14 protein-coding genes are annotated in these 11652 nt (G+C 56.0%); 3 read left to right on the top strand and 11 right to left on the bottom strand.

Annotated features, from left to right (window positions below; all coding sequences use genetic code 11):
* Nucleotides 1-14: 14 nt before the first annotated feature.
* From VAE55_RS09770 to VAE55_RS09720, 11 genes are all read right to left on the bottom strand, one after another.
* Nucleotides 15-986 (bottom strand): alpha/beta hydrolase, encoded by a 972-nt coding sequence (locus tag VAE55_RS09770; protein WP_322815598.1) that lies wholly within the window; start codon nucleotides 984-986, stop codon nucleotides 15-17.
* 14 nt (nucleotides 987-1000) lie between these two features.
* Nucleotides 1001-1891 (bottom strand): phosphatidate cytidylyltransferase, encoded by an 891-nt coding sequence (locus VAE55_RS09765; protein ID WP_322815597.1) that lies wholly within the window; start codon nucleotides 1889-1891, stop codon nucleotides 1001-1003.
* The gene (locus tag VAE55_RS09760) at nucleotides 1845-2570 is read right to left on the bottom strand and encodes an isoprenyl transferase (protein WP_322815596.1); all 726 of its coding nucleotides are present in this window, start codon (nucleotides 2568-2570) and stop codon (nucleotides 1845-1847) included. The genes VAE55_RS09765 and VAE55_RS09760 overlap by 47 nt, the downstream gene beginning before the upstream one ends.
* Nucleotides 2571-2593: 23 nt before the next feature.
* The gene (frr, locus tag VAE55_RS09755; protein WP_322815595.1) at nucleotides 2594-3151 is read right to left on the bottom strand and encodes a ribosome recycling factor; all 558 of its coding nucleotides are present in this window, start codon (nucleotides 3149-3151) and stop codon (nucleotides 2594-2596) included.
* Entirely contained in the window at nucleotides 3151-3885 is a 735-nt protein-coding gene (gene pyrH, locus VAE55_RS09750) for a UMP kinase (RefSeq protein ID WP_322815594.1), read from the bottom strand. The genes frr and pyrH overlap by 1 nt, the downstream gene beginning before the upstream one ends.
* Nucleotides 3886-3957: 72 nt before the next feature.
* A complete protein-coding gene (gene tsf / locus VAE55_RS09745) occupies nucleotides 3958-4485 on the bottom strand; it encodes a translation elongation factor Ts (RefSeq protein ID WP_322815593.1) in 528 nt (175 codons plus the stop codon).
* Nucleotides 4486-4657: 172 nt separating this feature from the next.
* On the bottom strand, nucleotides 4658-5374 hold the full coding sequence (rpsB, locus tag VAE55_RS09740; protein WP_322815592.1) for a 30S ribosomal protein S2: 717 nt from the start codon (nucleotides 5372-5374) through the stop codon (nucleotides 4658-4660).
* A gap of 200 nt (nucleotides 5375-5574) precedes the next feature.
* Entirely contained in the window at nucleotides 5575-6090 is a 516-nt protein-coding gene (gene tpx, locus VAE55_RS09735) for a thiol peroxidase (RefSeq protein ID WP_322815591.1), read from the bottom strand.
* Nucleotides 6091-6196: 106 nt separating this feature from the next.
* A complete protein-coding gene (locus tag VAE55_RS09730) occupies nucleotides 6197-7456 on the bottom strand; it encodes an MFS transporter (RefSeq protein WP_322815590.1) in 1260 nt (419 codons plus the stop codon).
* 424 nt (nucleotides 7457-7880) lie between these two features.
* On the bottom strand, nucleotides 7881-8600 hold the full coding sequence (locus VAE55_RS09725) for an RNA methyltransferase (protein WP_322815589.1): 720 nt from the start codon (nucleotides 8598-8600) through the stop codon (nucleotides 7881-7883).
* Nucleotides 8597-9967 (bottom strand): ATP-binding protein, encoded by a 1371-nt coding sequence (locus VAE55_RS09720; protein WP_322815588.1) that lies wholly within the window; start codon nucleotides 9965-9967, stop codon nucleotides 8597-8599. Before VAE55_RS09720 ends, VAE55_RS09725 begins: the two co-directional genes overlap by 4 nt.
* Before the next feature lie 214 nt (nucleotides 9968-10181).
* Between VAE55_RS09720 and VAE55_RS09715 the strand changes: the two genes are divergently transcribed.
* The 3 genes from VAE55_RS09715 to VAE55_RS09705 form a co-directional block, all read left to right on the top strand.
* Nucleotides 10182-10790 carry a metal-binding protein gene (locus VAE55_RS09715; protein WP_322815587.1) on the top strand — a complete coding sequence of 203 codons (609 nt, stop codon included), beginning with the start codon at nucleotides 10182-10184 and terminating at the stop codon, nucleotides 10788-10790.
* 105 nt (nucleotides 10791-10895) lie between these two features.
* Nucleotides 10896-11390: a DUF4878 domain-containing protein gene (locus VAE55_RS09710; protein WP_322815586.1), complete on the top strand. Its 495-nt coding sequence runs from the start codon at nucleotides 10896-10898 to the stop codon at nucleotides 11388-11390.
* Nucleotides 11387-11652 (top strand): DUF5671 domain-containing protein (locus VAE55_RS09705; RefSeq protein WP_322815585.1); only part of this gene is annotated, 266 nt, incomplete at its 3' end. The genes VAE55_RS09710 and VAE55_RS09705, both read left to right, overlap by 4 nt.

Raw genomic sequence — 11652 nt, 5'->3', positions numbered from 1 at the left:
TACACTGCTCTGCTTTACGTCACCGGTTGACGCGTCGCCACCTCTGCCAGCCAGGCCATCATTTCGCGAAAGTAGTGTTCGCGAACCGGTAGTGGAGAGAGGGTCAGATCGTGCAGCCCACCATCAATCGCGATCATGGTTACATCATCCCCCAGGCAAGGGCCATCACGACGCATATGAGCTACGTCGAGAACCACATCAGCGCGTCCCACCTCTGGACTGCCGGCGATGGGCCAGGCCGAACGTGCTGAATGCGCGATTAGAATGGGACAGCGAATGCCCAATCCCCGCCGCAAGCGGCGTTGAGCCAGCAGGATGGCCCGAGCTGTGCCGGCCCGCATAGGAATCCCCTGCACCGGTTTCCAGCGTTGATCGAACTCCCATTCGCCACCGGTGCCGCGATAGATGCTCTCGCCATACACCGGGGAGAGCTTGCCAACGACGCGCGTTGGTTGGATACGCCCAAGCAACATCACCAACGGGATCGATGCCCGGGTCACCCGATCAATAAAAAAGTCGAAGAAGGGGCTATTGAGCACCAGGGCGCCGATCCGTTCACGCTGCTGACCTTCGGCGGCATACAGGGCAGTGATCAGTCCTCCTGCAGAATGGCCGTGCAACACCAGCCAGGGTTGCTGCTGTTCGGCATCGATCAGGTTTATCGCGGCGTCGAGAAACGGGTAAAATTCGGTAATGTCGCGGTAGAAACAGGGGGTCTGACCGGTTTCCATTGCACGCCCGTGGCCGGGTAGATCAATGGCGTAGAATGCGTAGCCGTGGGCACGGAACACATCGGCCAGATGGGCCTGGAAAAAGTAGTCGGAGTAGCCGTGGACGTACAGCACGGCTCGGCCCTGGTTTGGCGGATTGATCTGGCGGATCAACACTGCCCGGCCACTGCGCAGATTGATCGACCTCGTTTCAAAGCCGGCCAGTGCCGTATCGGGAGTCCACTGTTCCCGGCTGGTCGTGATGGTTGTAATCATAACCCGTTCCTACCTTACCTTGTAAACAATACGATCATGTAGTAGACAACCGGCCCGGTGAAGAGGATGCTATCGATGCGATCCAGAATCCCACCGTGACCAGGAATAATATACCCTGAATCTTTGACGCCGACCTGGCGTTTGATCAGCGACTCGGCAAGATCGCCGAGCGGACCAAAAATGCCGGCGATCACGCCCAGAATAGCCGCTTCAAGCAGCGTAATGGGGAGTCCCAACAGGGGAACGCAGAACAGGGCAGTCGCGATAGCAGCAACCATCCCGCCGGCAAAGCCCTCCCAACTCTTTTTCGGGCTGAGGATAGGCGCCATTTTGGTGCGTCCGAAGGCACGACCAACGAAGAATGCGCCGGTATCTTGCAGCCAGGTGATGGCCAGGGTGAAGAAGACCCAGGCCGCACCAGAGGGGATGTTGGCGAAGGCCAGCCAGCCGTTCTGCAACGGTAACTCGAGTTGACGTAATAAAAGATAGCTGCTGAGCAGACCGCTCACGTAGTACGCACCGGCGAACGTCAATGCCCAGCTAAGTAGGCTGGTTTGCCGATCCCGGCGCACAATTTCGGCGATCAGGGCACCGAGGATCGAAACGACCAGCGCCACCAGGACCAGATCGACAGTTATGAGCGGTTGAAAAAAGGTTGCCGCGCAGATCAGCCAACCGATGACAATTCCTTCCATCAGGCGCGGCTGATAACCACCCTGACGAAAAATTGCAAACAACTCGCTGATTGCCAGTGCAATAACGAGGCCAGCTAGCAGTACAGTGGTCGGCGGCCACCAGACACCGGCAATAATCAGTGGTAGTAGGACTACCACACTTGCCACACGAATTGCCAGCGTATTAGCCCGGCTTGGGGAGTCCGCCGAAGCGGCGTTCGCGCCGTCCATAGTCAAGAATTGCCTGATGCAGATGTTCGGGTCGAAAATCGGGCCAGAACACCGGTGTGAACCAGTATTCGCTGTAGGCCGACTGCCAGATCAAAAAATTTGAGAGGCGACGTTCACCACTGGTACGAATAATCATATCGGGATCGGGTAATCCATGCGTCGAGAGATGCGCACTGATCACCTCATCAGTAATCTGGTCAGCAGTGATACCACTGGCAACAATAGCCCGCACAGCATCAACAATATCGGCTCGGCCACCGTAATTAAATGCGATTGCCAGGGTGAGGCCGGTGTTGTGGCGGGTAAGTTCAATGGCGTAGTTTACCTTTTCCCGCAAATGAGGACTGAGGCCACTGAGACGACCAAGGTGACGCAGATGGACATTTTGGGCGTGCAAATTTTGGATCTCGCGGTCGATAAACTCGCCCAGAATTTGCATCAATCCCTGTACTTCGAGCGATGGTCGATTCCAGTTTTCCGTCGAAAAGGCGTACAGGGTTAAGACCCGTACCCCAATTCGAGCACATTCGGTCACGATTGGCCGAATATTTTCTGTTCCGGCGCGATGGCCGGCGATGCGCGGCAGACCACGTTGCTGCGCCCAACGTCCATTGCCATCCATAATTACCGCAATATGTTGCGGAATAGTTACGCCGGCCAGCACATTATCCTCGCTCATACGACAGTGCCTCTCAGTGATGGCTAAACTGCCATCACTTCTGCCTCTTTTTCTGCACCGATCTGGTCAAGCTCACGGGTGCAGCGATCGGTCAACTGTTGGATGCGTTCCTGACCACGATGGAGCTCATCTTCACTGATCAGCTTTTCAGCTTCCAGCTTCTTCAGATCATCAATGGCATCGCGACGTTGATTACGGACCGAAATCTTCACCTCTTCGACCCGGTGTCGCACCATTTTTACCAGCTCACGACGGCGCTCTTCGGTTAATGGTGGCACCGGCAACCTGATCACGCGGCCATCGTTGCTGGGGTTCAAGCCAAGGTCTGACTGCTGGATCGCTTTTTCAATTGCCTTGATCATATTGGTATCGTAAGGCTGAATCACAATCATACGTGGCTCAGGCACACTGATGTTGGCCAGTTGATTGAGCGGCATGGTCATACCATACGCTTCGACGTGAAGATGCTCAACCAGCGCCGACGAGGCGCGGCCGGTGCGGATCGATGCCAGGTGATGTCGCAATGCTTCAGTGGCCTTTTTCAAGTGTGCCTCATATGTAGAGATTACATCGTTCAGCATTACGCGCCTCCTCGCTGATTACTTACAAGCGTTCCAACGTGTTCACCCATTACAATCCGCTCGATAGTACCGGGTTCAAGCGCATTGAACACGATAATTGGCAGGTTATTGTCCATACAGAAGGTCAATGCTGTACTATCCATCACCGTCAGCCCCCGATTTAGCGCTTCGAGGTAGTGGATGTGATCGAAGCGAGTGGCTGCCGGATTGCGACGGGGATCGTCATCGTAGACGCCATCGACACCATTTTTTGCCATCAAGATCACTTCGGCGTGAATCTCGGCTGCGCGCAGAGCGGCTGCCGAGTCGGTCGTGAAATAGGGGTTGCCGGTACCGGCGGCCAGAATAATAACTCGCCCTTTTTCCAGATGGTGGGTCGCCCGCCGGCGAATATACGGTTCAGCAACCTCATCCATCTTAATAGCAGTCATTGCGCGAGTGTCAAGGCCGTGGCGTTCAAGGGCATCCTGCATGGCCAGGGCATTGATAATCGTAGCCAACATACCCATGTAGTGCGACTGGGCGGCATCCATCCCGCGCTCAATGGCTCGATGACCACGCCAGATATTGCCACCACCAACAACTACGGCTACTTCTACACCATGGCGATGAACTCGACCAATCTCCTGGGCGAGGAAGTCAAGCATATCGTAACTGACAACCTCGCCGTCGTTACCTTTGATCTGTTCACCGCTGAGTTTGATTAAAATCCGGCGATATTTTGGCTGTTGCATGGAACAACTCGCAGGTAGCAACGAGCCGGGCAATGCTGGTTTTGTCACGCAACTGCCCGGCTCACATGATTCTTATGCCCCAACCTCGTAGCGGATAAACCGCCGGACCACGATATTTTCACCCAGCTTTGCGATAGCTTCTTTGATCTTTTCTTCGATGGTGCGTGCCGGGTCTTTTATAAACTTCTGTTCGAGAAGTACCGTCTCCTCAATAAAAGCCTGGCGAGACTGACCACTCTCGGCAATCATGTCGTCGGTCACTTCATTAACGCTGATAAAGCGCGGATTGAGTGCGACGATGTGCTGGGCAAGGTCGTTAGCCAGTTGGCCAAATTCAGCAGTGCGGGCAACAAAGTCGGTCTCGCAGCTCAACTCGACCATTGCCGCAATGCGCGAGCCATAGTGTACATATACGCCAATCAATCCCTCGTTTGCTTCGCGTGAAGCTTTCTTGGCAGCCGCCTCGATACCACGCTCGCGGAGAATCTCGATTGCCTTGTTAATATCACCGCCAGTCTGCTCAAGAATGTCCCGGCACTCCTTAATGCCGGCACCGGTACGCTCGCGCAATTCCTTCACCAATTCAATTGATACTGCCACAGTTGTGCTCCCTCTGCCTGTACATCTGTATGTTCTGCTGTTGATCCAAATACGAGCGATGTGGATCGTGCGACGGAGGGGCATGCGCCCCCCCGTACCTGTCGGTTTGTGCGCGCTTGACCGATAGTATTATGCCACGTCTCCGGTCAAGCACCAGGCCGTCTCCAGGAATTTACTCCTGAGACATTTCGCGTCGTCGCGTGCCTTCAATGGCGGCATCGGCAATCTTGCCCGCCATCAGGCGAATGCCACGGATCGCGTCATCGTTGCACGGGATCACGTAATCGATTGGATCGGGATCGCAGTTGGTATCAACCATTGCGACAATTGGGATACCCTCTTTGACAGCTTCGCGTACTGCTAGCTCTTCCTTGCGCGGGTCGATGATGAACACTGCACCCGGCAGACGATCCATACCCTTCAAACCGGCGAAGACCCGGTTGAGTCGGACAATCCTCTCTTCGAGCTTGGCTGCTTCCGCTTTGGTCAGGCGGGCAAAATCACCGCGATCACGCTGCTCTTCCAGATCGCTCAGCAGCTTGAGACGGCGTTTGATGGTTGTGAAGTTGGTGAGCGTGCCACCCAGCCAGCGCTGATTGATGTAGAACTGTCCAGAACGCACGGCCTCCTCCATCACCGCTTCCTGCGCCTGCTTTTTGGTACCGACAAAAAGAACCTTCTCGCCGCGTGCGGTAAGTTCGGTGATGAACTGATACGCTCGGCTTAGCCCAGTTACCGTCTTCTGCAAGTCGATAATGTGGATCCCGTTGCGGGCGGTGAAGATGTACGGCTTCATCTTCGGGTTCCAGCGGTTTGTTGGGTGTCCGAAGTGGGCGCCCGCTTCCAGCAACTCGCGAATCGTGACGACGCGCGGCAATGCCTGTGTCATACCTGTTTTGCTCCTTTTCTGGCTAAAACCACCTCCACCCATCGTGTCTCACAGTCTGGGCCGGCAAATGCCGGAGGAGCGACTGTGCCTCAGGGTGTGCGTATTTGGCATTTTGCTCTATGCCGACGGGCAGTATAGCATAAGGGAGCGCTGGCGGCAAGCGCTCCCTTACCAAACAGTTGGGAGGGTTGACTGTCAACCTAGAGAAGTGATTTCAGTGCCTCAAGGGCTGCATCGTAATTAGGTTCCTGTCCCGCCACCGGAACGTATTCGCTATATCGGATCACGCCGTCACGGTCAATCACAAATACTGCTCGCTGTTCAATCCGATACGCCGGTACATACGTGCCATACGCAGCACCGAAGCTCATATCCCGGTGGTCGGAAAGGGTCTGGATTGCATCGGCGTTATTGGCACCGCACCAGCGCGCCTGGGCGAAAGGCAGATCGGCGCTGACGGTGATGAAGTTGGCATGGCCGGCCAGGCGGGCCGCCTCTTCGTTAAAGCGAGTTGTTTGTTTGCTGCATACACCGGTATCAAGCGAAGGAACCACACTGATCAGGAGGGGCTTACCGGCAAAATCACCCAGCGTGACCTGCTGCATTTTGCTGTTGATCAGCGTAAAATCGGGGGCTTTGTCTCCCGGTTGTAATTCAGGGCCGACAACTGTTTGTGGACCGAAGAAGACGAACGCATTTGGGCGTTCGATAGCCATAGTGATGTACCTTTCTATTTCAAGATAGCTCTTGCAAGAGATAGTGTAGAAAAAGAATCGCTGTCTGTCAATATTGACAAGATCCATATCAATTGCTGCCGGTACGTTATGAAGCTGCCGCAACCGATGTTGACTCTGCAAGCGAGTGCCGTCCGTCGGTGTAGTTGCGTAACATCGGCACCTTCGCCGCCACAATCCCGGTCATGATGACACACGCCAGGCCGCCGAGGGCTACTGAGAGTTGGGTGCCGAGTAAGCGAGCGGCAATGCCGGCTTCGATCTCTCCCAATTGTGGTCCGCCGGCGAAGAAGAGCATGTTTACTGCGACCATTCGACCTCGTAGCTCATCTGGGGTTTCCAGGTTGCGAATGTTGCCCCGCACCACCATGCTCACCGTGTCGGCAGCACCGTTGATGGCCAGCATGAGGAGCGATAGGGCAAAATTGGTGCTCAGGCCGAAGATAACGGTGCTAAGACCGTAAATCACCACTGCCCACAGCAGCAGTGGCCCCTGGCGATTACCGGTGCCCCAGATCGAACAGATGACACTGGCGATAACGGCACCCACTGATGGTGCGGCGTAGAGCATTCCCATCCCCTGCGGTCCAACGTTCAGAATGAATTGGGCGTAAATGGGAAGCAAGGTTGTAGCGGCACTGAAGAAGGTGGCGAGAAAGTCGAGCAGCATTGTGCTCCAGATGAGTGGTGTGCGCCAGACAAAGCGCAACCCTTCAATTGCCGCCTGTAAGCTAATATCGCGTTTCTCAGCAGCAATTGGGCGTGGACGCATGAGTAGAAGCGCCAGCAAGATAGCGGTGAAGCTGACGACATCAACCCAGTAGACCAGTCCTACACCACCGTATTCGATCAGCAGACCAACAATCGTCGGGCCAACAATGGTTGCTAGTTGCCAGGAGGCAATGTTGAGGCTGAGCGCACCGGCCAGATGTTCACGCGGCACCAGTGATGGAATGAGGGCCTGGCGGGCCGGGATACCAAGAGTGTTGGCGGCAGCTGCCAGTGCAGTAACCGAGTAGATCGTCCAGAGCGCTGCCAGGCCAAGATTCGCAGTGAGGGCCAGTGCTAACGAGCAGAGCATCATGGCAATCTGAGCACCGATCATTAACCGCCGCCGATCAATGGCATCAGCCAGGACACCACTGCCGAGTGCCAGAAGCACCAGCGGGACCAGACGTGCAGCCCCGATCGCCCCCAAAGCGAGGGGATCACCATCTGACAGTTCGAGAATGTGCCAGCTTACTGCGGCTCGCGTCATTTCGGTGCCGGTTAGTGAGACAAAGTTGCCAAACCAGAGCAGGCGAAAGTCACGTGAACGAAATGCCGAAAACGGAATGGTGGTGGTCATACGAGCGGGAACCTTGTCAAAAGTTGGTTGAGTACATATTTGATAATACAATAATACCAGAAAGTGAAACGATGCGCTTGAATTTGAGATGGATAGCCGGTTAGAACTTTCCTACTCCGCTTCCTGAAGGCTGTTGTATCAATCTGGTAGCATTGAAGTTATGACACACCGGCTAACGAGGACCCTGATACCGCATCTGAACGATATACCGTCGGACGCTGGTACTGGTATACCAGGAGTCGTTAGGAGTACGGCATGCGGGGTCCTACAACCCCGCCGACGATAATCCACCGGCGACTCGCCTGTGACCGATGAAGGCAAACGTTGCACGTACCCGATACAAAGTACGGTGAGTGCGAAAGAATGGCTTCCGCACGCCAAACCGTTCACATGGCGACTCCTGCGATCTGTATCCCCCTCTTTCCTATCTTCTATCCAACTTTCTCAGCACCTCGCGTAGCAGTGCCGTCAGCACGGCAGCATCGCGTTCGCTGAGGTCGGTACGGGCAATGATAGTGCGCAGGCGCTGACGCAGTATCTGTCCATTGCCGCTCTTGAGAAAGCCGGTGACGCCGATCAGGTCTGCGACCGCGGTATACAAGCGCTCACGTGCAGCCAGGGTAGCCGGAGGTTCAGCGGGCGGGAGATGCGGCGCAAGGGGCATCGTCGCTTGTCGCAATTCATACAGGACAATCAAAACAGCCTGCGCCAAGTTGAGGACGGGATAGTCAGGTGCCGTTGGTAGTCCGAGAATTTCTTGACATAAAATCAGTTCGTCTCGACTCAAGCCATTCCCTTCGCTGCCAAAAAGAATGGCGATCGGGCCGGCACTGACAGCGCGCTGATGGGTTTCGTTGGCCCATTGCCGGACATCGTTGCGCCACGGCAGACCGGGGTGGGGGCGGTCGCTGGTGCCAACCAGGTAGCGTATATCGGCGATAGCTTCTGATAGATTCGCGTGGACGGTGAGGTTCGTCAGCACGGGATCGGGGCGATGGGCAACTGCGGTAATCGTTGCAGGATCGAACGGGCAGGGATCGACCAGGCGCAGGTGGTGGAAGCCGGTGTTGAGCATTGCCCGTACCACTGCGCCGATGTTTCGCGGATCACGCGGTTGATGGAGAATGACAATAATATCGTTCATTTGAGAATGTAGTAGGTGGCCCGTTTATCGCCGACTTTCAAGAGTAGGCCACGGCTGACCAGATCGGAGAGATCGCGGCGAATGGTTTCGGCACTGACATCGGGATGCATGTCTTGCAAGTCGCGGTTGGTGATCCGCTCGTGTTCGACCACGAACAGCAAGGCATCGATCTGGCGATCATTAAGCCCCATCCGGCGCCAGGCTGCGGTATCGACACCACCAGGAACAGCTTCGGCCATCGGCTGCCCTGGTAAGATGACCAGAAAGCCGGCAGCAGTCTCGCGGAATGTGGCCGGTGGCAAGCCGGCAGCCGCTAACTGGCGGAGCATGCGGTCGATGCCGTAGCCAAGCCGTTCGACCAGGCCGAGGTCGGCCAGTACCTGCACGATTGCCGGGTTGCGTGAGAAGCGTTCGGCTCGGATATTGTCGAGCGTGACGTGACCGGGCAGCCGGCCCGGTGAATAGACTTCAAGACGGTCGCTGAACATAGTGATGCGGATGCCCTCACCGCGTGTGGCATAGTCACGGTGGGCCACTGCATTGACCAGTGCCTCACGCACCGCGCCGGGGGGAAACTGCGTCCAGTCTTCACGTTCGAGGCCGATCATGCGCGAGCCTTTACGCATATGCTCGTTGAGCCAGCGTTCGGCGCGGCGGATTGCCTCTGGGAGGGGAGCACAGATATCTTCGCGCTCGAAGGTGTCGGCTGGTTCGCGGCCACGATAACTCACCAGCGTTAGTTCGGCCTGGGGAAAGCGGGTAGCGACATCGCGACCAAACAACAGCAGACCGGCATTGGTTGGAATGCCATCGATCAGGCAGCCACGACGGGTAAGTAAGGCCAGCGGATCGTCGCCCGCCGGCGGGCCAACTCGGCGGGCATAGGCGGTGATGAGGTCAGCGTCCAGTTCCTGTAACGAAGCGCCGGGAGGCGTTTGCCGTTCCCAACCGACATCAGCACGTTCGCTAAACAGCAGATGAAGCGCCGCCGGTGACAGTGGAACATTACTAGATCCTTCGCGCCGGAGATACCGTCCCTGCACGGCGTAAACGTAGGGTAGACCGCTCGGCACTTCAACGGCGAGCAGTGACATTCCCTGGTGTTCGATGATCTGGGGGAGGGGAATAATGAGCGGTGGCGTACACGAGAGGGCAGCCGCCAGCACCTGTTCAATCGCTGCTGCCGGATCGTGGAGAGTCGCCAGGCTTGTTCCGCGTCCACCACTGACGATCAGGGTACCACCGTGAGCGTTGGCTAGGGCGGCCAGGGTTTCGGCAAGCCCGGTAGTGCTCTCACGCTCGCTGGTATACGCGAGCCGCGACCCGGCTGGTTGACCAGGGAATCCGGTGAGGGATGGCATGTCCATACAAACCTCCGCCATGGCACGAACACACGTGCTATTATACCAGAAGTGCTGTGCGGTGTTGGTTGTGATGGGCAAGGGTGGTCGTTGCTGAGAGCGTACCGAAGGCGTGCGTTCGCCATCGTGCGCAGGGAAGAAAAGGCTGGTAGAATGCGGAATGATACTATTCACAGACCCTTCAGCAGCGAATGTATCTTTTGTTGAATACAAGTTATCTATGCCGTCTGCGCGAACTCACGATCTGATAACGGTTGTCAGTGGTATAACATTGACACCGGTGGTATACCGTGCCTGTCTTGAGTATGCCCAATTTAGCCCGCCAACGGCACTTGCCTGTAGTCTCTGGTTTGGCGGTGCGCATCTGGTATCGGGCATTATGTTTTCGCCCGATCTTGACATCGACTCGGCAATTGATAATCGCTGGGGCATCTTTTTCTGGATATGGCGTCCCTACATGTGGTTGATCCCACATCGCGCTTTCTGGAGTCATAGTCTAATTATTTCCCCGCTCTTGCGGCTGGGCTACTTTGCGGCTGTTGTGTACGGCTTATTGCTCGGTATCGGGTGGTGTCTCGGCCAGCTCGGTTTTGCACCACCGGCCTATCACCGTGAACTGGCAACGCAGGTGAACATTCTGATCGAGGCCTACCCGCGTGAGACGTGGGCATTTATCATCGGCTTTTGTACTGGCAGTGCTGCCCACACCATTGCCGATTGGTTGTTGACGAAGGGGAACTGGCTGCTGGGAGGGTATGGTCGTCGGTTACGACGGCGCTATCGCAATCATGACCAGTGGATCCCGCGGCGAGAGCGCTTGCGGCAATGACCGAGAACTTTTCGCACCTGTCACACGTCTTTACATGGTGGTACACAACACAGGCTATGACGTGTCTCTTGGATGGCAATACGATACCAGAGAACAGGGTGCTCTATGCGTCTGCAATCAAGTGATCGGTTTTTACTCGCGATTGTTGGCGGTTCAATCCTCTTAATTCTTGTGGCCGTGGTGATAGTGCTAAGCCGTGCTGAGCCGACCTATCGTAGCGGTACTGAACCGGGTGATGTCGTCTTCAATTATCTGTTGGCTCTGCAGCGCGGTGATTACGAACAAGCGCATAGTCTGCTCTCGCCTACCCTGCCGGGCTATCCACGTGATGCACGGGTGATGCGTTCCCAGCTCAGAAGTCTCGCTGTCACGCAGGAAGAGATTAGCTATGCGGTGATCGATAGCCGGCAGAATGGTGATCGGGCAACAGTAACGGTACAGGCGACGACATTCTTTCGTACCGGCCTCTTTGGCAGCAGCACGTCGAGTTATACATTTACTGTCGAGCTTCTGCAACACGAGGGTAGCTGGAAATTAATTGCGAATGACGATGGGCGCACGTGGCAGTGGTGCTGGGGGCAAGAGGGAGGCTGCTCATGATAGCGGTGAGGCGCTGGTATCTGTTTGTGAGTGCCACGATTGGCCTCCAGGGCTTCACATGGTCGTTGATCTGGTTGCTCTACGGAATTCTGGTTACCTATGAACAGCCGGTTATCGAGGCGACAGCGCTGCAACTGGCAGCCTTGCTGGTCTGTTTGCCGCTCTGGTTGGGTCATTGGTTGTGGGGGGAACGCCTGGCGCGACGTGATCGGGACGAGCGAGCTTCGGCGATACGAAAACTCTATCTCTACGGCAATCTGAC

Origin of the sequence: Chloroflexus sp., from assembly GCF_034432675.1 — a bacterium.
In the GTDB taxonomy this organism is placed as follows: domain Bacteria; phylum Chloroflexota; class Chloroflexia; order Chloroflexales; family Chloroflexaceae; genus Chloroflexus.
The sequence above is the reverse complement of the archived record's forward strand: the minus strand, read 5'-3'. Positions and strand labels throughout refer to the sequence as shown.

Coding starts and splice junctions, on each gene's coding strand:
- VAE55_RS09710 (WP_322815586.1), top strand. CDS start 10,896: ATGCGTCTGCAATCAAGTGATCGGTTTTTACTCGCGATTGTTGGCGGT.
- VAE55_RS09715 (WP_322815587.1), top strand. CDS start 10,182: ATGCCGTCTGCGCGAACTCACGATCTGATAACGGTTGTCAGTGGTATA.
- VAE55_RS09725 (WP_322815589.1), bottom strand. CDS start 8,600: ATGAACGATATTATTGTCATTCTCCATCAACCGCGTGATCCGCGAAAC.
- VAE55_RS09720 (WP_322815588.1), bottom strand. CDS start 9,967: ATGGACATGCCATCCCTCACCGGATTCCCTGGTCAACCAGCCGGGTCG.
- VAE55_RS09765 (WP_322815597.1), bottom strand. CDS start 1,891: ATGGACGGCGCGAACGCCGCTTCGGCGGACTCCCCAAGCCGGGCTAAT.
- VAE55_RS09760 (WP_322815596.1), bottom strand. CDS start 2,570: ATGAGCGAGGATAATGTGCTGGCCGGCGTAACTATTCCGCAACATATT.
- frr (WP_322815595.1), bottom strand. CDS start 3,151: ATGCTGAACGATGTAATCTCTACATATGAGGCACACTTGAAAAAGGCC.
- pyrH (WP_322815594.1), bottom strand. CDS start 3,885: ATGCAACAGCCAAAATATCGCCGGATTTTAATCAAACTCAGCGGTGAA.
- VAE55_RS09730 (WP_322815590.1), bottom strand. CDS start 7,456: ATGACCACCACCATTCCGTTTTCGGCATTTCGTTCACGTGACTTTCGC.
- tpx (WP_322815591.1), bottom strand. CDS start 6,090: ATGGCTATCGAACGCCCAAATGCGTTCGTCTTCTTCGGTCCACAAACA.
- rpsB (WP_322815592.1), bottom strand. CDS start 5,374: ATGACACAGGCATTGCCGCGCGTCGTCACGATTCGCGAGTTGCTGGAA.
- VAE55_RS09770 (WP_322815598.1), bottom strand. CDS start 986: ATGATTACAACCATCACGACCAGCCGGGAACAGTGGACTCCCGATACG.